This is a genomic window from Deltaproteobacteria bacterium (assembly GCA_020848905.1).
GTDB lineage: Bacteria > Myxococcota_A > Polyangia.
This window is the reverse complement of record JADLHG010000033.1, coordinates 1-22,962: the sequence shown is the minus strand read 5'-3', so window position 1 is coordinate 22,962 and position 22,962 is coordinate 1. Positions and strand designations below refer to the sequence as shown.

The window sequence follows — 22,962 nt, the reverse complement described above, 5'->3', positions numbered from 1 at the left end:
ACACCTTGGCCGCCTACGGCGCGCCGTCCTCTCGAAGCTCAGCGTCCCGGAACTTCGTCCGTACGCAGCTTCCCTCGAAGCTTCCAGCCCGTGTGCAAGAGCCAGGTTCGTGGCTCGCCGACCGTAGGCTCTCCCGAGGGCGGCACCGGCGCGACGTCCTTCCAGCCGTCCTTGAGATAGCGTGCCGAGGAGCACGGATCGAGCTCACGCCGGGGCACCCACTTGCCGCGCTCTGCGCAGTGCTTCCGTCGGTTCTGGAGCACATAGGCGACGGCTTGCTTCGTCTCGCTCGGCGTTTTCAAGATGCGCTGGTGGTAGCGGTCGGCGAAGACCCGCCCGTGGCGCCCGAGGCGGTCGTTGAGTCGCCGGGCGAGGCGAATCGCCAGGCCCCTGAGCCCCTTCATCAGGACGTCCCGGTCTTTGGCCTCGGTGATGAGGTGCAGGTGGTTCTTCTGGATCGAGTAGTGCGCGAGATTGAGCCCGTGGCAGCCGAGCGCCGCCCGAAATGCGCCCTCGATCACCCGGAGCTGCGGCTTGGCGCGCAGGTTGGGCAGGTCTGACACGACCTTCATCGTCACGTGCACCGGAAACCGGCTCGCGAGGAGCGGTCGCGCCCGATGGGGGAGGCCGCTGCCCGGCTGTTTATTCCGGCCCGCACCCTTCCGCTTCCCGCCCCAGCCCTTCGCTTCCCGCATCGGCAGTGGAAGCTGCCTCGCTGAACCCGCCGGCGAACGTGTGCCAGAAGACCAGGCACCGCCCGAGGAGGATTCGCGTTTCCGTGCCATCATGAATAAGGCTAATATTAGCCTCAGCGGGTCTGATGTCAAGAATGTCCGTGGGCAGAAGTGTCAAGAGGATGTCTGTGGTTGCACACCCCTCCCCGCCTCACCCTTGACCGACGGTCCGAGATCACACCCCTTCACCGAGGCGCAGTTGACGCCCCGGCGGTTCGTCGGCAGGATGCCGCCCGACAGCCCTCATCGGTCTTCTATACGGAGTCAGCTCATGCGTACGTCTTGCCTAGCTTCCATCACCTTCGCGATCGCGCTCGGAGGCGCAGCCTGCTCCGGGAGCGGCAGCTCCACGCCGGACACCGGCTCCACCGCGACCGCGGACAGCGGAGGAACGCCCGCCGGCGATGCCTCCTCGCCCACGCGGGACGGCGGAACCCCCGCCGACCAGGGTCAACCCTCGAGCGACAGCGCCGCGCCGCGGAGCGACGGGGCGGCACCCAGGGCGGACGGGTCCAAGCCCACGGGGGACGGGGGCAAGGCTCTCTCCTGCGCGGAGATCGGGACCTGCTCGGATACCTGCGCGCAGGGCTGCTCGGGGCTCGGCAAGCTCGCCTGCCTCATCAAGTGTTCCGACGACTGCAAGAAGAAGGGGTGCGCTGCCGCCCAGTCGGTCTACGGCACGCTCTACGGCTGCGTGAGCACCAAGTGCTTTCTGGACTGCTCGGGGGGCCCGACCCCGGCGTGCAAGACCTGCGTGCAGAGCAAGTGCGTCGGGGAGAACACCGCCTGCAACGGACAGAAGTGCTGATGGCCTAACCGATCGCGGGTGGCTATCGGTTAGACTGTCCCGCAGGAGGGACAGATGGCCGATTTCAACGGAGTCCTCGCCTTCGTTCGGGTAGTGGACGTCGGAAGCTTCCGGGGGGCCGCGAAGGAGCTCGGACTCCCCAAGTCGAACGTCAGCCGCAAGGTGCAGGACCTGGAGGACCGCCTCGGCGCGCGACTGCTCGAGCGCACGACGCGGCGGCTCCGCCTGACCGAGGTGGGCGCGGCCTACTACCGCCAGGTCGCCCCCGCCGTCAGCGCGCTCCAGCGAGCCGAGCGAACCGTCGACGAGCTGCAGACCGAGCCGCGCGGCCAGCTCCGCATCAGCGTCCCGGTGGCGCTCGGTCACCTCTTCTTCGGCGCGCTGGTAGCGGAGTACATGCGCCAGTACCCGGCCCTGACCATCGCCGTGGATCTCTCCGACCGCGCCGTGAACATCATCGAGGAAGGCTTCGACCTCGCGCTACGGGCGGGACACCTGCCCGACTCATCCCTCGTGGCGCGCCGCCTGGGAGAGGCGCGCGTGCAGCTCTTCGCGAGCCCGGCCTACCTGCAGGCCCGAGGGATCCCGCGACACCCGACCGACCTGCTGCAACACCACTGCCTGGTCTACGCGGCCACCGCGAGCCCCCAGAGCTGGGCCTTCCAGGACCGCCGGCGGCAGCTCCAGGTCGCGGTCGAGCCCCGGGCCGTCGCCAACAGCTTCTTCGTGCTGCGCGAGCTGGCCCTCGCCGACCAAGGGATCGCGCGGATGCCCGGCTTCATCGGCGCCCGACTCGCCGCCGAGGGTCGGCTGCGCACGGTGCTCGAACCTTTCGAGCCTCCGCCGACGCCGCTCAGCCTGCTCTTCCCCAGCGCACGCCACCTGTCGCCGAAGGTGAAGTCCTTCGTCGACTTCCTGAGCGCACGCTTCACGCCGCCACCATGGGATCCACTCGAGGCCACGCGCGGCCCGGCGCCCGCCGGAGTCGCCCCGACGTAATTGTCCTGTTTATGGGACAAACTGTCCCAGGCGCCGAAGCTGTCACCGGCCGAGCCCCGCGTATCTTTCCTGGTGCAGTCGAACGGCCGGGGCGAAGGTCGTTCCCCCCCGACCCCGCCCCGCCGTTCGGCAGCGTTTCCGACCGCGGAACCCTTCAGGGGCCCTCAGTCGTCGAAGCGCCCTCGGCGCCGCCAAAGAATGCGGGCGAGCGCCTTTCCCCGAAGGCCCGACAGCAGGTTGACCGAGACGGCCCCGTCGGAGGCCTGGATCACGAGTCGCGGCAGGCGGACCTCGAACTCCCCAGGCTGCAACTGCGCCTCTCCCTCGGCCTGGGCTGCCTCCCAGAGGTCGAGCCTCTCGCCGTCGAGAAGCGTGAAGCACGAGTGCGTGGGCCACATGTGCGGGTAGTACCGGATCTTGGTCACCACGTCCCGCGCCCGCTCCTCCCTCCAGGCGATCTTCCGGTAGGCGTCGTACTTGGCCGTCTTGCTCGCCCCCTCCTTGCGCTGGGGCACGGGGCGAAGCCGACCGTCGGCGTAGGCCTTGATGTCCTCGACGAGCGTCCGCCGGATCACGGTGTCGATCTGCGCCTCGAGGTCGAGGGGGTCGCGCGTCCGAGCGATCGGGAAACGGTGCTGCGCGATGAGACGCCCGTTGTCCATGCCCGCCGACAGCAGCATGTAGCTCACCGCCGTCTCGGCATCTCCGTTCTTGAGCGACCAGAGGGTCGGCAGCGAGCCCCGGTAGGCTGGAAGGATCGACGGGTGCACGTTCACCGCACCGAGGCGGGGAGCCGTCACGACAGCCCCGGCCAGCATCCACCAGTCGTTCACCACGAGCAGGTCGATCGCGTGCTCGCGCAGGTACCGCGCGCCCTCCTCGGCCTGGTCGAAGTCCACGAGCTCGAGGCCGCGCCGGGCGACGCGCTCCAGGTAGCCGACGTAGTCGCGAAAAGGGCTCGTCATGAAGGGCGCCGCCCCCCGAAGGAGGGCGAGCTCTACCGCGGAGGTGCGCAGGCGCGGGCGGTCCCGGAGGGTGCGATACGTACGGCGGAAGAGCTCGTCGGCCGGGTTTCTCGTCGGGCGCAGGAACTCGGGGTTCAGGTTCACCGCCCGCACGTCGAAGGAGCGCTCGGCGAGCAGAAGCTCGAGGCTCTCCTCGTGGTTGCCGATGTAGGCGAGACGCAACACGGAGGCCTACCGGGAGATGCCGCGCCAGACCAGCACAGCTAGCGCTTGGCGGGCTCGAGCTTGGCCCCCTCGACCATGACGGGGTAGCTGTAGCCCGCGCCGAAGTCCTTGCCGACGCGCACCACGCCGCGCAGGAGCACCACGTCCCCCACCTCCGCCAAGTCGGCCGTCGTGACAGTGAGGTCCCCGTCCTTTCCAGCGGCGCTCCCCGTACCGTCCTCGACGTGGAGCCAGTTGCGGCCGAGAATCTTGGCGTTGAACTTCGTCACACGCGCGCGCACGGCGACCGGCTTCTCCTTCAGCTGATCCTTCTGCGCGAAGACCTCCGCCACGGTGCGCCCCGTCGGGCCCTCGGCCTTCGGCAGCCGAGGCCCCTTGGGCCCGCTCGCAGCGGGAGCGCCCTTGGGCGGTGTCCCCGGCGAAGCGGGGGCCTGCGCCACGGCAGCCCCCGCACCGTCGCCGAGCGTGCCGAAGTAGATCGCCGGGAAGGTGCGGTTCAGGGTCCGGCTGGCGAAGTTCCGCATGAGCGACGCGTTCGTCACGCGCACGACCGCCCCTTTCTTGATCTCGGCCTTCATCACCGCGGCCCAGATCTCGCCCTCGGTCGCCTTGAGCCGCAGATAGGTGTACCCGGCCGCGGGGAAGGCCTCGAGCACGGTGCCGGACACGGTCTGACCTGCGGGCTGCGCTGCGGGCTGGCCTGCGGGCGTCGCGCCACCCGCGCCAGGCATACCCGCATGCGGGTCGGCCGCAGAGCCGTGCGCCATCGGGGCTCCGCGCGCCCCGGGAACGGCCGACGGCGCCGGAGGAACGAACGGCTGCGCCTCCCGAGGAGGCGCCTCCTTGGTACATGCCGCCGCGGGAAGGAGCAGCGCGGCAGCAGCAACTCGACCGATTCGAAGGATTCGTCGCATGGCGTGACCTCTCTCGGGGCGGAGGATACCCTAGTACCCGACGGCGGGCCACGTCGCCCGACGTCGGCCGCAGGAGACCTCGAGTGTCCGCCTCCCGCGCGTCCGCGCAGCATCGTGCGAGTTTGAGGCGCTGCTCCTTGACGCAGAGCAAGCCGCGCCCTGCGCAGCCGCGCTTGCCCCGCATGCGCCTTCCCGGGTAGAGTTCTTCGGCTCGCGGCGCTGTCCTTCGGAACCAGACGGCCCAGTCACCCACGTCAAACCGACGCCGCCGAGCACGACGGAAGAGCACCCGCCGGATGTTAGAGCCCGCCGCGGCGACCGACACCTCGAGTACCGGAGGCATGCCCGCGTCCGCCGCAGGAAGCGCGCCGGCGGCCTTCGACTGCCCGCTCTCCGGGCTGGGGGAGTTCTGCCGGCGCAACGACGTGCGCCTGGCCGAGGCGATGTGGCTCCTGGCCCACCTCTTCTTCGACCTGATGATCGTCGCCGCCTGGGCGCTCCGCGGCCTGCCGCAGGCCCCCCGCTACCTTGCGCTCAACATGGCGACGATGACGGCCATCCTGCTCTTACGCCCCGCGATGCGGCGCGCTGAGCGCGGCTTCTTCTGGATCGCGCGCCAGTGGTACCCGATCTCCTTCTTCACCCTGTTCTTCCTCGAGTGTGGCGCCCTCGTGCCGGCCATTCACCCGCGCGAGTACGACGCCCAGGTGGCGGGCCTGGACTTCGCCCTCTTCGGCGACCTTCCGGCCCGCTTCATGGCCTGGATTCACCACCCCGCCCTCTCCGAGTACCTTCAGATCTGCTACGCCGTGTACTACTTCCTCCCGATCATCGCGGGCATCCAGATGATGCGGCGCCTCGGCACGAAGCCCCTCGCCGACGGGATCGCGATCATCTCGATCGCCTTCTATGGCTCGTATGCGACGTACTTCTTGATTCCCGTGGTCGGCCCGCGCTTCTTTCCCCCCTACCACGAAGGCCTCTCGGGGCTCTGGACCTTCGACGCGATTCGGAACTGCCTGGCCGCCGGTGAGGGGCGCATGCACGACTGCATGCCGAGCGCCCACACGAGCATCACGCTCCTCACGCTCTTCTTCGCCTGGCGCTCGCACCGCCCCACGTTCTGGGCCCTGCTCCCCATCGCCTCGGGCCTCATCTTCTCGACGGTGTACCTCCGCTATCACTACGTCGTGGACGTCATCGCCGCGGTGCCGTTCACCTACGCGGCCGTCCGCCTCGGCGGCGTGCTGGTCCGCAGGTGGGATCGCCTCCGCGGCGCTCGGGACGAGCCCAGGTTCCTGCCCGACCCGACCTGACACGCCGCGCATCGACCTACCGCGCCCTCTCTCCAACGAGCACTGGACCGAGAGTGCGCGAACTCTCCGAACGCCCGCGTGTCCAGCCCAAGCCCCGGGGCGCGTGCGGCGAATCCAAGTCCGCGCGGCCACGACGAGCCGCCACCGCCCTGGCCACCCCTGCGCACGGCACGACCCGTGCAAGGCCGGACCTCAGACACCGCTCGCGTCGACGCCACCTGCGAGGAGCTCCCGGCTCTCTCGACGAGGGCAGGCGTGCGCGCGGGAGAAGGAGAGCGTTCGATGCGGCAGGTCAGGTTCGCAGGTCTCGGGCTCGCGCTGGTGGTCGTCGGCTGCGGCGACCCTCTCGAGCTCGAGCGCCACACGAGCTCGGTTCAGGACGCGGGCGCTCCCGCACGCGACGGTGGCAACGGCCGCCCGGGGCTACCGCAATACAGCTGCCTGGCCACGCTACCTCCGCGCATCGAGCCCTCGCCCCCCCTCCCGGCCGACACCTGCGACTGGATGGACTGGAACCTCTCGTCCGACGGCTTCTATCACATCGGCCGCTTCGGCACCTCCGAGGACAAGGAGACCTACGGCCGCATGAGCACCTGCGGCGGGCTGCAGGCCCACTACACGAGGTGGTGCTGCCTCTACGACATCCACACCAAGAGCTGCGCCGACGGGCAGACCCCGCTCAAGCACACCTGCAAAAAGAGCGATCCGCGCGTGCCGCAGATCCCCTGGGCCAAGGGACATGTCTCGTACAACGTCAACACCGTCGTGGGCTCGGTCTCGGGCTACTTCTTCGACCTCAAGGGGAAGCTCAAGCCCGCGGCCGAGACGATGAACTTCCCGCACCCGGAGTACTTCTACGTCGCGGACGCGCAGCGCTTCGGCTGCGGCGCGGTCCTGCGCATCACGAACACGGAGAACGGCCGCTGCATCGTCGCCTTCGCCGAGGACAGCGGTCCTGGCGCGCGCTACGAGCAGGCCGACAAGGGCGGGCGGCGCGCCATCGATTCGTCGCCGGCGGTGCACCGCTACCTCGGCAAGACCGAGCCGGGCTGGCGCGGCGCCACGCTGCTCTACGTGGAATGGGGCCAGCCGGGGGACCGCCCCGGCCAGCCTTGCACCCCGTGCGAGGCGACCCCGGCCATCACGGGCACCGAGAGCCGTCGCACGATCTTCGACGTGAATCACTTCGACGGCGGCAAGAACGGCCTCGGCTGCCGGTTTCCCAAGAGCACGCCATCGAGCACGCCCACGCCGCAGCCCCAGTAGGCGCGCGGCGCCACGAGCCACGAGAGCGCGTCTCTCGCGACAGAACGGAGCTTGGTCATGCGACACGAGGTAGTACGCAAGGCGATTCGAGGGCTGAGCCGCGTGCTCGTCCTGAGCATCCTGCTCGCGGCGGCACCGGCCATGGCGGGCGAGAAGAGCGGGGGGTTCCTCGCGAAGGCGGTCGAGCGGATGGAGCAGCGTCTGTATGCGCGCGTGAATCCGGCACGCGTGCCGCTCTTGCTCCGGCCTATCGTGGACCACTGGGTCAACCAGCGCGGCCGCGTCGTGGGCGATCCGCACGCGTACCTGGTCCGCACGGCGAACCGGCAGCCACCCACGAAGGTGACCTTCAAGCCGAGCGTGTTCACGCGCCTGAGCCTTTGGCTGCACCGGAACGACGTGGTGCGGTGCGACGCGGGCATGGGGCTGTAGCGAGAGCATCGGGCTCTGGCGCCGGGAATCGGGCTCTGGCGCCGGGCATCCGACCGTAGTGCTGGCGGGCTCGGCCACCGGCGCCGGCGCTGGCGCCACCCGCCAGGGTGGCCCGCCCCATAGTCCCCGTCGGAAACGGCCATCTACAGGCAATCCCTGCGGTGCGCTCCTGGCACGGTCGGTGCACAACCGGCCTGCCATCGGAGACTCCGCATGATGACCTCTTCTTCGTCGCGGTGCAGATGGCTCGGCCTCGCGGCGCTCGTCGCCGCCGCCAGCTCGGTCCCGGCCCACGCCGCGGAGACCCGCCAGGGAGAGCCCGCCTTCGTGGCCCGGACGCGCACCGCGTGGTCTCGCGCCCACCGCCAGGCGAACGCCGCCTTCCGGACCGCGCTGCAGCAGAGCGCCGCGGAGCTCTTTCGCACCCTCGACGCCGCGCCGGGCAGCCAGGCGAAGGCGCCAGCGCGGGTCATCGAGTACCGCGGCAAGCGCCTCGCCGTGCTCGCCGACACCTACAACGTGAAGGCGCACAACTGGACCTACGCCATGGCCATCGACGCCGAGGGGCGGCTCTATCGCCTCACGGTCCCGTCGCGCGGCTCGAACGAGGTGCTGGACGCCCGCTGGATGCGGGTCGGCCGGATGGGCATGCTGGCGTTCCATTCGGGCGACTACGACAGCTTCGACTTCCTCGGCCGCGTCGAGAGCATGATCGGCACCGCGCGCAGCGAGAGCCGCGTGGCGGAGTGCCGGACGCTCGGACGCACGGCGAGCGCCCTGCGGACGCAGCTCGCGACGCGGGTGGAGCTCGCAAAACGGCTGCCCCTGCTCACGGGCTGGAGCGACGCGGTCCTGAACGCCCTCGACGAAGCCCAGGTGACGGCCATCGAGCGGGCGCTCGGACAGACCTCTATCACCAACGCATGCGTGTCCAGATACTCCCAGAACTTCTCGGTGACCGCGGACGGCCGCCTGCACGGCAGCTCCGAGTTCGCCGTGGGGCGCAGCGCCGACGGCATGCCGTGGCAGGTCTATCGCCTCGGCAGCAACGGACGGGTGGACCTCCACGCGTACAACGGCCTCGTGGCCTACGGCTCGAACCCGATCGGCAAGGCCTTCTTCCGCACCGCGAGAGAGGACGTTCCCGCCGCGGAGATCCCGCACGAGGTGCTCTCGGCGATGTCATCCTGGCTCACGTCCATCGTGCAGCACGCGGGGCGCTGACGGGGAGGCGATCGCGGGAGGTGGACTCGCTCGGCGTGCGCGGTCCGGCGGGGTAGACCTTCGGGCTTAGAAACGCGGCGCCGTCTGCTTCCAGCTCTCGCGCGCCTCGATGCGCCCCAGCCAGCCGCGTAGCTGCGGGAATGCCCCGAGCTCCATGCGCGCGGGTACGCGATAGGCAAGAACCGACGCGAGGGCGAAGTCCGCGATCGACAGCCGCCCGGTGACGTACTCCTTGCCGGCGAGCTGGCTGTCCAGCACCGCCGCGAAGCGCTGCAGGTTCTGCTCTCCGTCGGCCACGAGCACCGGGTTCGGGTCCTGCTTCATGAACGTGGGCTTCATGACGCGCTCCCAGGTCAGGCGCAGGCAGGCCGGCCCGAAGTGCGCCGCCTCCCAGAAGAGCCAGCGGTTCACGTCGGCGCGCGCCCGCGGCTCCGTCGGATAGAGCCCCCGCTCGGGCCGCAGGTCGGCGAGGTAGGCCATGATCGCGTTCGACTCCCAGAGCCACAGTCCGTCGTGCTCGAGGAGCGGCACCTTGCCGTTCGGGTTGTGCGCGAGGAAGTCGGGCGCCTTGTGCTCGCCCTTCATGAAGTCCACGGGCTTGAGCTCCACGTCGAGACCGAGCTCGATCACGGCCACCTGATCCCGTCGGGAGTGCTGGGAAGCGGAGTTGTAGTAGAGACGCAGCGCCACGGTCGTCCTCCTTGGTTGGGGGGCGAACGCTAGCAGCGGAGCTCTGCCGCCGGCAAGTCGTGACGCGGCCGTGGCGCGGCCGACCGGCAGTGACAGGACCGGCCATTCGGTCCCCTCGCGGTCCTCGACAGGGACCCGGGCGCCGCGCAACATGCTCCGCATGCAGCACAGCCCTCGCACCTCTCGCCCGCCGAACCGCCCGGTCCGCTCTGCAGCCCCGACCGGGAGCGCCCGACCACCGTCGCGGCTTCTCCTCGGGGCCGCGGGGGCGCTCCTCCTCCACACGATCGCTTGCGGCGCGCCGCCGAGCACGTTGCCTACCGACGCCTCCTCCGGCGACGCCGGCCCGCGCAGCGACGCACGTGCCGTCCCCTGCGCCGAGCACGCCTTTTCCGCGCAAGGCACCTTCCGCGTCTTCGCCGTGCAGCTGCGCGCCGACTTCGCCCGCGTGGCGACCTACGAGGACTTCCGCGCGGCCGTCCTCGGCGAGATCGAGCGCTCCGTGCGTCCCTGTCTCGCCACCGACCGTCCCAACGTGATCGTCTTCCCCGAGACGCTGAGCGTCCTCGCGATGGGGATCGGCAGCCGGGCGACCCTCGCGCGCCGCCAGAAGAGCACGGTCGGTGCGGCCCTCCTGCTCCTCTCGACCTACGAGCGAGCGCTCGCCCACTACGAGGCGCAGTGGGCAGACCTCGGTCTCGGCGAGAAGCTGCAGCTCGCCCTCACCGACACCGTCTGGCGCGCGGTCTACGAGACGAGCCGCGAGGTGGCGCGCTCCACCGGCGCGTGGGTCGTCACCACCGCCGACGTCGCGGGCACCGTCGAGCGCAGCGAGGCCCCCGGAGAGCTGGCCGCCCTCGCCGACCCCGACCTCGCCTCACCGGGGTACGTCTACGTCGCCCGCGAGCGACAGATCTACAACAAGGCCCTCGTCCTCTCGCCTATGGGCGAGATCGTCGCCGACTACCGCAAGGCCTACCTCGTCTCGGCCGAGGAGAGCCCGCTCGAGCTGCGCTGGGGCCCGGTCGCCGGCGCCGAACCGATCGACCTCGGCTTCGCGCGGCTCGGCCTGCTCGTCTGCAAGGATGCCTTCATGGCCGACCTGCCCGACCGGCTCGACATTCTCGGTGCGGAGGTGCTCGTGCAGCCCGTGGCCTTCGAGGGCTGGGCGGTTCCCGAGTGCCCGAATCCCCCGTGCGGCTTCGAGGGCTCCGTCGACCCGGCCGACGCCTGGCGCCCGGACACGCTGCGCGGCAGCGCCTGGAACGCCGTGCAGCGGCTCGACGGCCTGCGCTACGGCGTCATGCCGCTCTGGACGGGCAACGTGATGGAACGCATCCTCGACGGTCAGTCCTCCATCGTCGGCGACGCGCTGCCCGGCTCGCGCCGCTGGGCCTACATCGGGCAGGACCCGGCCGCGGGCTTCCTCGCCGTTGCTCCCTGGGTGGCTCCAGACCCCGGTCGTGCAGATCCGTCGCTTTCCCTCGACGAGCGGCGGCGGCGGCTCCGCGCCGTCGGCGAGACGCTCGTCCCCGGCGGAGCGAAAGAGAACGCCTACGTGCAGACGGTCGTGGCCGCGGATGCCGAGCTCGGACGCTTCCCGCAGGCGCCGCACGGTCCACCGGGCGCGCTCGGACCGAGCCGCGAGCTGGCTCCCACCGCGGTCGGCGAGCAGCGCTTCCCGGCGGTCGCCAGCGACGGGCAGGAGCGCGTGGCCCTCGCCTGGCAGGACGCGCGTGACGGGCGAGCGCAGACCTACCTCTCGGTCTCGCGCGACGGAGGGCAGACCTTTTCCGCGGCGCGCGCCGTCGCCCCGGGGCCCGAGCGGCAGCACACCCCCGCCGTCGCGTGGCAGGGCGAGGCCCTCTATGTCGCCTGGCAGTCGGTCTCGGGGAGGGATCGCCGCATCCGGGCGGTCCGCTCTCTCGACGGTGGAGCGTCGTTCGCCGCGCTCGCGCTGCCCGAGCCCGCCGCTCCGGCCGACGACTGGACCCCGGCGCTGGCCTCCTCTGCCACGCACCTCTATTTGGCCTACGTGGGTGGCCAGCAGGGCAACGCACGCGTCCGCGTGGCCCGCGTGCCGTCGGGGGGCGACACCTTCACCACCGTGAACGCCGACGGCGCGCCTCCTGCGCGCCCCGCCCCGGATCCGCGCAACAACCACTGGGCTCCCGCGATCGTCGCGAGCGGCCGCACCGTCGCGGTCGCCTGGGTCGGCTATCGCAACTACAACTGGGACCTCTTCCTGTCGCGCTCCGAGGACGATGGGGCCTCCTTCTCCGCCGCGACGCGGATCGACGACGCGGGCGCGACAATGCTCGAGCGCAAGCACAACGACCCCGCGCTCGCCCTGCTCGAGGACGGCACGCTGGTCGCCGCGTGGGCCGACCGGCGTCGTCGGGAAGCACGCGCCTCGGTCCGCGTGGCGCGCGGGGCGCCTTCCTTCGGCGCGAGCCAGGAGCTCGCTCGCGGAGGGGCCGGCAGCAGCGCCTGGCGTCCACGGCTGACCTCGCTCGGTCCCCGCACCGTCCTCGCCATCTGGCAGGACTTCCGCGCCGACGGCAACGACCTCTACCTGGCCAAGAGCGTGGACGGCGGCGAGAGCTTCGCCCCCGAGCAGCGGGTGGACGACGGAGGAGACGGCCCGAGCTACCAGTTCACGCCGGTCGTGGCTCCCCTCGCGAAGGGACGCGCCCTCGTGGCCTGGATCGACACGCGCTCCGGGCAACGCCGGGTCCGCATCGCGGTGGGAGCCCCTTAAAGCTCCGAGCAGCCTCAGAACTGGCCCGAGACCGAGAGACCGAGGCGCTTGGGCCCGACGCCCTTCGAGGGGCGCAGGTCGATCCACTGCACTCCCGTGCTGACGCTCCCCCCGCCGGGGAGCTGCACCACGAGGTCCGTCCGGAGCACAGCCTTCGTGAGAGACCCACCGCGCAGCAGCTGAGGGTAGTGCGCGACGCCCGCGCCGAGCACCAGGTCGAGCGCCGGGGAGAGGCGCGTGACGTGCGTGAGCCCCACCGCCCCCCCCGCGCTCTTGGGGCAGCCGAAACGCGCGACGGTGTGCAGCGTGAGGCGACCCGTAAGCGGCCGGCGCCACGCGCTTCGCGAGAAGACCGTGCCGCGCGCGCCTTGCGCGACCACCGTGTCGCGGCACAGGGGCGATAGGCCGTGCTCGAGCGGGTCGTTCTCGTCGAGGAGCGAGAGGCGTAGCGGCTGCGCGGTGAGGGGCGGATCCGGGTCGGGCACGTCGGCCCCCGCGACGGGCGCTCCTGCCGCGAGAAGCCCCCCGGCGAGCAAGAGCAGGCCGGCCACGATCCCGACGCGCCCGCCGCCGAAGCGAAACGAGACCCCTGAGCTCCTCGGCCGCATCTCCCTTTGAGTCTACCACGCGCCCTCCGGTTGCCTCGGAGGCGGAGCGCGTCGCGGCCCGGGCTACCGCGGCCGACAGGGATGATCGGGGGGCACAGGCTGGAGCACGAACGCCGGACCCTCCGCACGCAGAGGCACCTCGCGCCAGACCCGCACCAGGAGCTCGCAGTAAGGCAGCGCGTAGAGGCCGAGATCCCAGCTCCGCGCGTCCCCGAGCTCGCTCGCCCCCTGGAGCCTCGATCCCACGAGGGACAGGTGCTGCACGGCGCCGTGCAGACGGAGCTCCTCCAGCCGCACGCCGGTCCGGAGATCCCACAGCGCGACGAGCCCGCTCGCGTGGCCCACGACCAGTGTCTCCCTCGGTCCGGGGATCAGCCGCAGCACCGGAGAGCCCGCGGTCCCCCGTTCGAAGCGCGTGCGGGGCCGCCTCGCGCCGTCCTCTGCGGGCGCGAGATCGATCGTTCCGTCCTCGAAGCCGAGCGCGAAGCCCTCCTCCACCCGCGCGGCAGCGGTCAGCCCCGGCTCTCGCGTGACGCGCACCCGACGCTCCTTCGCACCTTCCGTGAGCAGGACCTCGCCCCCGCCGAGCACGCGGAGCTCCGGCGGCGAAGAGCGCACGAGCGCGGTCCTCCAAACGGGCCTGCCGCTCGTCGCATCCCACAGCCGCACGGTGCCATCGTCGCCGCTCGTCACGGCCTGGGCGCCGTCGGGACTGAAGCGCACCACCGCCACCTCTCCGCGGTGCCCCTTGAGCGCCACGGTCCGCCCGGTCGCGAGCTGGACGATCCGCACCGTGCCGTCCGAAGCGGCCACGCCGACGCGCCCACCATCGGGATGGAAGGCGAGCCAGTAGAACCGCAGCCCCTCGTGGAGGAGCACGCGGCTGCGCGTCCCGGTCCTGTTCCAGAGACGAACCGTCCCATCCTCGCCGCTCGAGACGAGCTGCGAGCCGTCGGGGCTGAAGCCTACCCCCCACACCGCCCGGCTGTGGCCTCGCAGCACCGCCCGGCACGCTCCGCTCGCGAGGTCCCAGACGCGAACGGTCCGATCCGCGCTGGCGCTCGCCAGCCACCGCCCGTCGGCGCTGAAGCTCGCCGAGAAGACGGTCCCGGCATGCCCGTCGAGCGTACGCGGCAACCGCACCCCGCGGGGGGGGCCGCCGCCGAGCTCCCACACGCGGATCGTCCGGTCCTCGCCGTACGAAGCGAGCCGCGTGCCGCCCGGGCCGAAGGCGACACCCCGGACCTTGTCCCGATGCCCGAGCAGGCGTTCTTGCTCCGCGCCCGACCGCGCGTCCCACAGGCGCACCGTGCCGTCGTAGCTGGCCGTGGCGAGACGCTGGCCGTCCGCAGCGAAGCTGACGCCCGACACCGTGTTCTCGTGGCCCCGCAGCACGCGCGTGGGAGCTCCACGCGAAACGTCCCAGAGCCGCACCGATCGGTCCGCGCCCCCCGAGGCGATGCGCCGGCCGTCGGGGCTGAAGGCCAGGCCGAGGACGCCGCCCGTGTGCCCCTCGAGCCGCGGGTCCGGCGTTCCGCCGAGCCGCCAGAGGCGCACGGTCTGGTCGTAGCTGCACGAAGCGAGCCTCGAGCCATCGGGGCTGAAGCGCACGCCGAGGACGATCGACCCGTGACCCTCGAGCTGGCGCAGGAGCACGCGCGTCTCGAGATCCCAGAGGCGGATCGACTGGTCGTAGCTCCCCGAAGCGAGCGTGCGCCCGTCGGGACTGAAGCTGACCGAGGCCACCGTGCCGCCGTGCCCCGGCAGCGCGAACGCCGGCTCCTCGGCCTCGGAACGAGCGTCCCAAACGTGCACGCGCTGATCCGAGCCGCCCCCCGCCAGCCACCGACCATCGGGGCTGAAGGCGAGCTGCCGCAGCTCCACCGCGCCCGAGCGGAGCGTGCGTCGCAGCGTCCCCGAGCGCGGCTCCCAGAGGTGGACGACCCCTTTCGCGCCGACCACGGCGAGCGTGCGCCCGTCGGGGGAGAAGACCACGCTGCGGCTCCCGCGCCCCGGCCCGCGCAGCACCCGCGCCGCCCCCGGAGCGCGCGGATCCCAGAGACGGACGAGGCCGTCCGCACCGGCGGAGGCGAGGAGCTCGCCGTCGGGCCGGAACGCGACGCCGAATACCGCCCCCTGATGCCCGACGAGGAGCTTCGCCTGACCGCTCGCCAGCTCCCAGAGGCGCACCTCTCCCGACCAGCTCCCCGAGGCGAGAAGCCTTCCGTCGCGGGAGAAGGCCAGACTCAGCACCTGGTCCGCGTGTCCGCGCAAGACGCGCCCCGCGCCCGTCTCCACCTCGAAGAGCTGGATCGTTTTGCCGTGGGTGGCGACGGCCAGCCGCCGTCCGTCGGGGGAGAAGGCCAGGTCGTGGGCCACGGAGCCGACCTCCTGCTTCCAGAGCAGCGGCTCCGCGTCGAGCTGCCGCAGGAGGGCGCGACTCGGCATCGCGTCCTCGAGCTCGAGGGAGCTTCGTAGCTTGACGCGCGCCTCGAGCGGAGCTCCACGCAAGAGCGCCAGGGTCGCGCTCCTCTGCAGCGCCTCGGCGAGGCGATGACGCGCCGAGCTCCGCTGCTCCACCGCGAGCCGCCGCTCCTCCTCGGCGGTGCGCCTGGCCCGATGGAGCGCCCAGGCCACCGTCAGCGAGGCGAGGGCCACGACGAGGAGCAGCCCCCCGGCCGCGACCGACGCGGCCCGCCGTCGCCGCCGCCGTGCGCGCGCCTTCTTCAACCCGGCCTCGAGGAAGCGAGAGACCTGGCTCGAAACGGGCGCGGGGCGTCGCTCGACCGCCCGCAGCGCGTCCTGGATGGCTTGCCCCTGCCAGACCTCCTCGTCGCGCCGCCCTCGCCTCTCCCAGAGCTCCGCCGCCTGACGGAGCTCCGCGAGCAGCGCGAAGCCCTCGCGGCTCTCCTCCACCCAGCGCGCGAGGCGGGTCCAGACCCGGATCAGCGCCTCGTGCACCAGCTCGAGCTCCGCCCGGCCCGGATCGCTCGCCGGGGCCTTGCGCACCGTCAGCAGCCGCGCCTGGACCAGGCGACGCAGGACCTCGCTCGCTCCCTCCGCGAGCCCCTCAAGCACCTCGTCCTGCGGAAGGACCCGCCGCGTCCCCTCAGCGCTCACCAGACGCAGCAGGAGCTCCCGGGCCAGCCCGACCTCGCCCGCCGACAGGCCGCTCAGCACGCTGTCGGCGTGATGCGCGAGAGCGCCGACCACGCCCCCGAGCTCGCGATAGCGCTCGCGCAGAAGGAGCCTCCGCTCCTCGTCCCGCTCCTCCCACAGCGCCTGCGCCGCAAACTGCAGGAGCGGCAGGCAGGCCGACTCGCCCCGCACGTCCGCCACCATCTCGTTTGCGAGCTCCGGGTCCTCGAAGCGGTAGCCATGCACCTCGAGCGGCCGCACGAGGAGCTCCCGCAGCGCGCTCTCGTCGGGCAGCCGAAGGAAGGTCACCCGCTCGAGGGCCTCCGCGCTCTCGGAGCTCTCCACCAGGCGGTAGAGGAAGTCGTCGCGAATCGTGAGCAGCACGCGCACCGGCGCTGCCGGATCGTCGGCCGCCGTCAAGAGGGCCTGCACGAAGCTCCGGCGCACCACTTCGTCGGCCCCCTGGGTGAAGAGCTCCTCGAGCTGGTCGACGAAGAGCACCACGCGGCTTCCCTCCCGCAGGGCGAGCCGCTGGAGCCAGAGCCCGAGCGCCGACGGCGTCTCCCGCAGCTCCTCGGCGAGCTGCCGCGCCTCCTCGGGGCTCGAGCCCGAGCCGCCCCCCGAGCTCTCGCCGTGGACCAGCCGCTCGGCGAGCGCGAGAAACGGCTCGCGGCCGGGGCGAAGGCCGAGCACCGTCCACCGACCGCTCTCGCGCAACCCCGGGATGAGGCCAGCCTGCACGAAGGAGCTCTTGCCGGCCCCGGAGGGCCCCGCGATGGTCAGCAGAGGCTCGTCGCGCAGGCGCTCGAGCAGGGCCGCCACCTCCCGCTCGCGCCCGAAGAAGCTGGCCGCGTGCCGCTCCGCGAAGGGCAAGAGCCCGCGGAAGGGGCTCGGCGCCGCGGGGGTGCTGGCTCGCCGGCCGAGGGCCGCGCGTTTCAGCGTCTCCACCACCTCCTCGGCGGAGGGCCGGGCGCTGGGCTCCGTGCTGAGGCATTGGAACATCCGTTCTAGAACGTCCGGGGGCACGGTCTCGCCGCTGCCGAGGGGTGGGCGCCCGCCGCCGAGCACGAGCTCGCGCTGACCCGAGAGCGAGGTCGCCTGGTAGGGCAGACGCCCCTCGAGCATGCGGTAAAAGATCACGCCCCAGGCCCAGAGGTCCGTCGCCGTCGTGCACCGTTCGACGCGCCACTGCTCGGGGGCCATGTAGAGCGGAGAGCCGAAGAGCGCGGTGTCGGGAACGGCCGCGGAGGCCTCCTGCAGCGCCTTGGCCAGCCCGAAGTCCAGCACGCGCAGCCGACCGTCCTTGGCCAGCATGATGTTCGCCGGCTTCAGATCGCGATGCAGGATCCCGTGCCGGTGCGCCTCGGCCAGCGCCTCCGCGATGGCCAGCCCGATGCGCACGCACTGCGCCGGGCCCAGCCGCTCCTCGCCGAGCCGCTGCTGCAGCGTGTCCCCCTCGACGTACTCGAGCGCCGCGTAGGGCTGTCCTTCGTGCTCGCCGAGAGAGTAGAGCGTCACGATGTGGGGGTGACTGAACGTGGCCGTCAAGCGCGCCTCGGAGAGGAAGCGCTCGACCACCGCCGGAGAGCCGAGACGAGCCGGCCGGATGAGCTTGAGCGCGACCTTGCGTCCGAGCTTCAGGTCCCGGGCGAGGTAGACCTCGCCCATGCCGCCCGCGCCGATCCAGCGCAGGACGAGAAACCCATCCACCGTGGTCCCGGGGGCGAAGGCCGTGGCGCGGTCGGCAACCGGCGTCGCATCGGGGCCCTCTGCCGAGCCAGCGCTCCGTGGGCCGGGCGGGGACGGCGCCTTCGAATCGGCGATGGTGGCCTTGGTCAGCGCCGAGAGCAGCCGCCGGCACTCGGGGCAGCGAGAGATGTGGCGCTCGACCTCCTCGGTGACCTCGGCCGAGAGCCGCCCGTCGAGAAGGTCCACGAGGCGATATTCGTCCAGGCAACGCAAAGGGCCTCGCGGTCGGCTGCGGAAAAACCAAGTGCCCAAGGGGGGCGAACGATTCTACGATGCATGCCTCGAGCGTTCGAGGCCGAGGATCGCCCCTGTCCACCGCAGAGACCACGCCAGCCGGCATCTCGCACGCCAGCCTCTTTCTGGCCGCGCTGCGCCCGCCGCTTCGCGAGCAGTTCGAGGCCACGCCAGCCCTCGAGGCGCGGCTGACGCAGGGCCTCGCCGCCTGCCGCGCCGCGTGGACCACCTTCTCCGTGGAACCCGACCGCTTTCTCCCCTACCTGGCCGAGCGCATCGACGACGGAACCCTGGCCGAGGAGGCCCTCGACCCGTCACGCCTCGAGGAGCTCTACCTCGCGTGCGCCTGCGCGCAGGGAGACAGCCAGGCCATCGCCTCCTTGGAGGCGCGCTTCCTGACCGGACTCGGCCCGCCCCTCCGCCGGCTGGCGCTCTCCGACGCGGCGATCGAGGAGGCGACGCAGGCGCTCCGCGAGCAGCTCTTCGTCGCGCACGGCGAGGAGCGCCCGCTCGTCGCCAGCTACTCCGGGCGGGGCTCGCTCGGGGCGTGGGTGCGCGTGATCGCGATCCGGACCGCGCTGAAGCTGCTGCGCCGAGGCCAGCGGGAGATCCCGGTCGAGGAGGAGGTGCTCCAGGCCCTCCCGCTCCCCGAGGAGGATCCGGAGCTCGGCCTGCTGAAGCGCTTCTATCGCTCCGAGTTCAAGGAAGCCTTCGCCGAGGCGCTCGCGTCGCTCCCGCCGCGCGAGCTGGTCGTCCTGCAGCAGCACTACCTGGACGGGCTCACGACCTATCAGCTCGGAGAGCTCTATCGCGTGCACCAGACCACCGTGGCGCGGTGGTTGACCAAGGCCCGCGACACACTCCTGGCGCAGACGCGCGAGACCCTCATGCAGCGCCTGCGGGTGGGGGACGAGGAGTGCGAGAGCATCCTGCGCCTCATCACCAGCCACTTCGAGATCACCCTCCAGTTTTTTCTGGACCGCTGAAGTCCCGAGATTTCCAGGCCCTGGGCGAGCCAGTCCGCGCGGTCGAAAAAAACTCTGCATCAGCGGCCCGGCTCGCGGCACTACCCCTGAAGGCCCGAACGCCTTCGCGGCAGGAACGGAGCCACGCGCTCCCCCGATCCAGGCAGGTCCCCATGAAGAACGTCTCCTCGCGTCGTCTCGCTCTTCTCCTCTTCCTCGGAACGCTCCCGCTCGCCTGCGGCAGCTCCCCCACGCCGGCCTCGCCCGACGCCGGCGGTGCGGCCGTGGGCGACAGCGCGGCCCAGGCCCCGCGCGCCGATCAACGGCTCTCGACCGACGGCGCCTCCGCGTGCCCCGGCGGCATCCCGTTCAGCGATGCCACCGGAAAGGTCGTCGTGTCCGTGAAGATCAACGGCGCCGGCCCCTACTCGGTCTTCTTCGACTCGGGCGCGCCGAGCACCGTGCTCTCCACGAAGGTCACGGGGCTCCCCGACGGGGCCACCTTCGAGCTGAAGAGCGTCGAGCTGGGCCAAGGCGTGACACTCGGGCCCGCGAAGGTCTACTCGGTGAACTTCGGCCTCGGCTCGAGCATCCAGGGCATCCTCGGCAACGACCTTCTCGAGGGCAAGTCGCTGACCATCGACTACAAGCGCAACCTGCTCCGCATCGACCCGCAGGTGGACGAGGCGGCGCTCCTGGCCTGCGCCCACGTGGCCAAGAAGCCGGTGACCCTCCCGCTGACGCGCGAGTCCGGCTACCTCTACGTGGCGGGAAGCGTGCAGGGCCTGGCCGGCCAGCTCCTCCTCGATACGGGCGCCAGTGCGGGCGGGATCTCGAAGGACGTGCTGGCGGAGTCGGGGCTGAAGAACCCCGTCGTGGAGGGACTCGAGCTCCCCATGTCCTTCGGCACGTTCTGGGCCGGCTACACCGTCGTCGGCGACATCACCCTCGGCTCGCTCGCCGTCAAGCGGCTGGCCATGTACGCGCAGCCGGACAAGATGCTCCCGCCGGCCCCGACGGGGCGCACCCTCGGTGTCCTGCCCTACCCCTTCCTCAAGCACTTCCTCGTGACCATCGACTACCCGCACGACCGCCTCCGGCTGGACCCGCTGGCCGGCGACGCGATGACCGAGAAGCCGAGCCTGTTCGGCTACGGGCTGAGCCTGTCCATCAACGCGAGCGGGCCGGTGAAGATCACGCGCCTCATCGCCGGCAGTCCGGCGGAGAAGGCCGGCCTGAAGGTGGGCGACCAGCTCGTCTCCTTCGACGGCAAGGACCCTGCCGCGCTCGCCCCGCGGGAGCGCATCCAGCTCGTACTGGCGATGCAGGACGGTGTCCCCGTCTCCGTCACCGCCAAGCGCGACGACAAGGAGACGACCTACGCGCTCGACTCGGCCGACCTCTTCGTCGGCTTTCCGTAGACCGACACGGCTGCAGGCTCGCCCGGGCCTCGCCGGACGCATGCGATTCATCGACCCGGCCGCGTCCTTCTGGCATCATCCGTTGCGTCACTCATCAGCTCCCCATTTCGTGACGCGGACCAGACGCCGGTCCCTCGGGGTGCACGCTCACACGGCGTCGACGAGAGGACCAGGCCATGCACGTCAGCATCTTCGCGCGACTTCTAACCTGCTTTCTACTGGGGCTCTCGGGCCTGGCTGGCTGCAGCAAGACCGATCCCCTCCAGCCGCCTGCAGCGGACGGCTCCGTCTCGGCCGACCGCTCCGTCTCGGGGGACGGCTCCGTCTCGGCGGACGGCTCCGAGCCGACCTTGGAGAAGGTGACCAAGGCGCTGTCGAGCAACATGTCGGGCGAGCTCTCTCTGCCCAACGGCGCCAAGATCGCCATCCCGCTCTGGGGAATTCCGGTAGGTCCGCAGGGCGGCGCGGCGATCGAGTTCTCCCTCGCCCGAAGCAAGGGTGGCGTCGCGGCACCCACGGGCGAGACCGTTGCGTCGGACACCTATACTCTCTCGCCGGGCCATTTCACCTTCGCGCGGCCGATCGAGGTCACGCTCCCGATCGTGGGCGATCCGAAGCCCGACGAGGTGCGCGTATATCGCGTGAACCCCTCGACCAAGAAGCTCGAACGCTACAGCGCGCGCTACGACCCGGCGACCAAGCTCGCTATCGTGCAGACCTACGGCTTCTCCACCTGGTTCGGCACAACGCGCGCAAACCCGTCAGCCGATGCGTCCGGGGCGTTCAAGATCACGAACACGACGAGCGACCACTGGATCAACGTTTGCGTCACCGCCCGCGAGCTCACGTTCAAGGGCCAGGAGTCCGACTTTCCCTCGACCCCCGTGGCAGCCGCACCGAGCGGAACCACCGGCTGGTCGAGCAGCATCAACTGGTACCTGCCGCAGGGGAAGTACACGCTCTGCGTCGAGTCGCAGGAGAGCGGGACGCCCACCAAGCTGCCCGGCAAGCCCGTTCACATCATCGTCCCCGACCAGATCCTGGATCAGCCGTGGACGCATAGCGCTCCCAAGACCAAGGACCTCTCCTACGGCAGCCTGCCCGGCGCGGTAGCAGGCCCCTGCGATTGCACGCCGAAGGCCACCGCCGCCGAGCATGTCTTCGACAACGGCAACGTCGGCGGCGTGTACAACCAGCCCACCACGCCGACGGTCTTCACGACAGATCGCTGCTACTTCATCTCGCGGGTGGTGACCTACCACTGGAACGGCGGCGCCGGAAAGACGCCGGGCACCGTGGCCCTCAAGAGCAGCGACGGCACGACCTACGGACCGTGGCAAGCCTCGGGAACGCCGGGGCAAGGCGGTGTGGTCAACGCCTACTGGAACTGTTACCCCTCGATGGTGCTGCCCAAGGGAACCTATACCTTCGTGGACTCCGACCCGAGCACCTGGGCCCAGAACAGCGAGACGAAGGGGGCGGGCATGGCCTGGGTCGAAGGCCTGCCGACCGACTGTCCGCCACCGCCCAGCCACTGACCGGGACGAGCGGGTTCACCACGGCCCGCCCCGCGACGTAGCGTTCGCCCCTCGGAGGTGGCACGAGCGGCCAGGTGCGCGACGCGGGTCACTGACCACCGCATCCACCGTGGTGTCCCTGCAGGCCCGGCCCCGCTCCCCGGCAACGTGCCGACATCGTTTGCGGCGCCAGAGTCGGGCGTCTGGCACTTCGCTTGGTTTTCACCGGGGCACGAACCGCATCACGGACCAACGGATCTAGGGCACCGCCTCCGACGAGCGCGGCCTGGCAGGGGACTTCCCTCGCCGGGCCACGCGGCACCTTCAGGCGCGCTGCCTCGAAGGAGGAAAGGACCATGCGTGATCGAAGGACCATTCTGGCCGCCCTCGCGTTGCTCGCCCTGCCCTCGATGGGCTGGGCCAAGGCCAGCTCCCCGCAAGCCCGGGTGCTGCAGCGCCAGAAGGCGCTCTCCGAGCAACGCTACCAGCAGGTGTGCCGCGTCGCGCTGGACAAGAACTTCCACGGGCAGGGGCTCGGGCTCTGCGAGCAGATCACCGGCCGCGCCGTCTTTCTGACGATGGCGGACGAGCTGGCGGTGCGGCACGAGCGCCAGGCCCAGGAAAACAAGCGCTGGACCAAGGCGGTGTCCGAGGCCCCGAACGCCCTGGCGCGGTGGCTGAAGAAGACCTTCACCCGGCCGGAGAACAAGATCGGCCTATATGACTTCGAGAGCCTCTGGGGTCGGTCCGGCTACTACTCCCTCTTCGACGAGCTGAAGGTCCCCGCCATGAAGCAGGCGGTGCGCGCGCTCGAGGCGGCCGGGCTCTTCGAGCTGCGCACGATCCACTTCAACGGCGACAACCGCAACGTAACCGTCCGGGAATGGACCTGCGGCGCGTGAAGCGGGCGGGCGGCTGCGGCGGAGCGGATCAGCGGCGGGCGGGGAGCGGGTTCCAGCGATGAGGCAAGAGGTCAGCGATGTTGCGAGCGGGGTG

The 22,962-nt window shown here is 71.2% G+C and carries 17 protein-coding genes; 11 read left to right on the top strand and 6 right to left on the bottom strand.

The genetic code is table 11. The features are described 5' to 3' along the window. Positions 1-38: 38 nt before the first annotated feature. Positions 39-695 carry a hypothetical protein gene (locus IT371_14730; protein ID MCC6748911.1) on the bottom strand — a complete coding sequence of 219 codons (657 nt, stop codon included), beginning with the start codon at positions 693-695 and terminating at the stop codon, positions 39-41. A 310-nt stretch (positions 696-1,005) separates the two neighbouring features. On the opposite strand from IT371_14730, the gene IT371_14725 reads away from it, so the two are divergent. Together IT371_14725 and IT371_14720 are read left to right on the top strand one after the other, a co-directional pair. Further along, positions 1,006-1,542, top strand: coding sequence for a hypothetical protein (locus tag IT371_14725; GenBank protein ID MCC6748910.1), 537 nt, complete (start codon positions 1,006-1,008; stop codon positions 1,540-1,542). A 54-nt stretch (positions 1,543-1,596) separates the two neighbouring features. After that, complete coding sequence (locus IT371_14720) at positions 1,597-2,541, top strand: LysR family transcriptional regulator (protein ID MCC6748909.1); 945 nt, start codon at positions 1,597-1,599, stop codon at positions 2,539-2,541. A 164-nt stretch (positions 2,542-2,705) separates the two neighbouring features. On the opposite strand, the gene IT371_14715 is transcribed toward IT371_14720, so the two are convergent. Beyond that, the gene (locus tag IT371_14715) at positions 2,706-3,731 is read right to left on the bottom strand and encodes a hypothetical protein (GenBank protein MCC6748908.1); all 1,026 of its coding nucleotides are present in this window, start codon (positions 3,729-3,731) and stop codon (positions 2,706-2,708) included. A 38-nt stretch (positions 3,732-3,769) separates the two neighbouring features. After that, positions 3,770-4,399 carry a nucleotide-binding protein gene (locus IT371_14710; GenBank protein ID MCC6748907.1) on the bottom strand — a complete coding sequence of 210 codons (630 nt, stop codon included), beginning with the start codon at positions 4,397-4,399 and terminating at the stop codon, positions 3,770-3,772. Positions 4,400-4,986: 587 nt separating this feature from the next. Here IT371_14710 and IT371_14705 point away from each other — a divergent pair. From IT371_14705 to IT371_14690, 4 genes are all read left to right on the top strand, one after another. Then, positions 4,987-5,961, top strand: a complete 975-nt coding sequence (locus tag IT371_14705) for a phosphatase PAP2 family protein (protein MCC6748906.1) — start codon at positions 4,987-4,989, stop codon at positions 5,959-5,961. Positions 5,962-6,243: 282 nt separating this feature from the next. After that, positions 6,244-7,227 carry a hypothetical protein gene (locus IT371_14700; protein MCC6748905.1) on the top strand — a complete coding sequence of 328 codons (984 nt, stop codon included), beginning with the start codon at positions 6,244-6,246 and terminating at the stop codon, positions 7,225-7,227. Positions 7,228-7,284: 57 nt separating this feature from the next. After that, on the top strand, positions 7,285-7,659 hold the full coding sequence (locus IT371_14695) for a hypothetical protein (GenBank protein ID MCC6748904.1): 375 nt from the start codon (positions 7,285-7,287) through the stop codon (positions 7,657-7,659). 213 nt (positions 7,660-7,872) lie between these two features. Continuing rightward, positions 7,873-8,883 carry a hypothetical protein gene (locus tag IT371_14690; protein ID MCC6748903.1) on the top strand — a complete coding sequence of 337 codons (1,011 nt, stop codon included), beginning with the start codon at positions 7,873-7,875 and terminating at the stop codon, positions 8,881-8,883. Positions 8,884-8,949: 66 nt separating this feature from the next. Here the strand turns inward: IT371_14690 and IT371_14685 are convergent, their stop codons facing one another. Next, entirely contained in the window at positions 8,950-9,573 is a 624-nt protein-coding gene (locus IT371_14685) for a glutathione S-transferase family protein (GenBank protein ID MCC6748902.1), read from the bottom strand. Between the two features lie 160 nt (positions 9,574-9,733). On the opposite strand from IT371_14685, the gene IT371_14680 reads away from it, so the two are divergent. Continuing rightward, entirely contained in the window at positions 9,734-12,334 is a 2,601-nt protein-coding gene (locus tag IT371_14680) for a hypothetical protein (GenBank protein ID MCC6748901.1), read from the top strand. A gap of 14 nt (positions 12,335-12,348) precedes the next feature. Here the strand turns inward: IT371_14680 and IT371_14675 are convergent, their stop codons facing one another. Then, positions 12,349-12,942 carry a hypothetical protein gene (locus IT371_14675; GenBank protein ID MCC6748900.1) on the bottom strand — a complete coding sequence of 198 codons (594 nt, stop codon included), beginning with the start codon at positions 12,940-12,942 and terminating at the stop codon, positions 12,349-12,351. A gap of 63 nt (positions 12,943-13,005) precedes the next feature. Beyond that, positions 13,006-18,015 carry a protein kinase gene (locus IT371_14670; GenBank protein MCC6748899.1) on the bottom strand — a complete coding sequence of 1,670 codons (5,010 nt, stop codon included), beginning with the start codon at positions 18,013-18,015 and terminating at the stop codon, positions 13,006-13,008. Between the two features lie 86 nt (positions 18,016-18,101). Between IT371_14670 and IT371_14665 the strand changes: the two genes are divergently transcribed. The 4 genes from IT371_14665 to IT371_14650 all read left to right on the top strand — a co-directional run bounded on the left by IT371_14665 (position 18,102) and on the right by IT371_14650 (position 22,868). Next, a complete protein-coding gene (locus IT371_14665) occupies positions 18,102-19,049 on the top strand; it encodes a sigma-70 family RNA polymerase sigma factor (protein ID MCC6748898.1) in 948 nt (315 codons plus the stop codon). Positions 19,050-19,201: 152 nt separating this feature from the next. Further along, positions 19,202-20,449, top strand: coding sequence for a PDZ domain-containing protein (locus IT371_14660; GenBank protein ID MCC6748897.1), 1,248 nt, complete (start codon positions 19,202-19,204; stop codon positions 20,447-20,449). 176 nt (positions 20,450-20,625) lie between these two features. Continuing rightward, the gene (locus tag IT371_14655) at positions 20,626-21,987 is read left to right on the top strand and encodes a hypothetical protein (GenBank protein MCC6748896.1); all 1,362 of its coding nucleotides are present in this window, start codon (positions 20,626-20,628) and stop codon (positions 21,985-21,987) included. Positions 21,988-22,322: 335 nt separating this feature from the next. After that, the gene (locus tag IT371_14650; GenBank protein MCC6748895.1) at positions 22,323-22,868 is read left to right on the top strand and encodes a hypothetical protein; all 546 of its coding nucleotides are present in this window, start codon (positions 22,323-22,325) and stop codon (positions 22,866-22,868) included. Positions 22,869-22,962: the final 94 nt, after the last annotated feature.

What these genes read in the sequence shown, in the direction of transcription:
- IT371_14690 (MCC6748903.1), top strand. Translation starts at nt 7,873, where the DNA reads ATGATGACCTCTTCTTCGTCGCGGTGCAGATGGCTCGGCCTCGCGGCG.
- IT371_14665 (MCC6748898.1), top strand. Translation starts at nt 18,102, where the DNA reads ATGCATGCCTCGAGCGTTCGAGGCCGAGGATCGCCCCTGTCCACCGCA.
- IT371_14655 (MCC6748896.1), top strand. Translation starts at nt 20,626, where the DNA reads ATGCACGTCAGCATCTTCGCGCGACTTCTAACCTGCTTTCTACTGGGG.
- IT371_14720 (MCC6748909.1), top strand. Translation starts at nt 1,597, where the DNA reads ATGGCCGATTTCAACGGAGTCCTCGCCTTCGTTCGGGTAGTGGACGTC.
- IT371_14725 (MCC6748910.1), top strand. Translation starts at nt 1,006, where the DNA reads ATGCGTACGTCTTGCCTAGCTTCCATCACCTTCGCGATCGCGCTCGGA.
- IT371_14660 (MCC6748897.1), top strand. Translation starts at nt 19,202, where the DNA reads ATGAAGAACGTCTCCTCGCGTCGTCTCGCTCTTCTCCTCTTCCTCGGA.
- IT371_14650 (MCC6748895.1), top strand. Translation starts at nt 22,323, where the DNA reads ATGCGTGATCGAAGGACCATTCTGGCCGCCCTCGCGTTGCTCGCCCTG.
- IT371_14705 (MCC6748906.1), top strand. Translation starts at nt 4,987, where the DNA reads ATGCCCGCGTCCGCCGCAGGAAGCGCGCCGGCGGCCTTCGACTGCCCG.
- IT371_14695 (MCC6748904.1), top strand. Translation starts at nt 7,285, where the DNA reads ATGCGACACGAGGTAGTACGCAAGGCGATTCGAGGGCTGAGCCGCGTG.
- IT371_14700 (MCC6748905.1), top strand. Translation starts at nt 6,244, where the DNA reads ATGCGGCAGGTCAGGTTCGCAGGTCTCGGGCTCGCGCTGGTGGTCGTC.
- IT371_14675 (MCC6748900.1), bottom strand. Translation starts at nt 12,942, where the DNA reads ATGCGGCCGAGGAGCTCAGGGGTCTCGTTTCGCTTCGGCGGCGGGCGC.
- IT371_14730 (MCC6748911.1), bottom strand. Translation starts at nt 695, where the DNA reads ATGCGGGAAGCGAAGGGCTGGGGCGGGAAGCGGAAGGGTGCGGGCCGG.
- IT371_14680 (MCC6748901.1), top strand. Translation starts at nt 9,734, where the DNA reads ATGCAGCACAGCCCTCGCACCTCTCGCCCGCCGAACCGCCCGGTCCGC.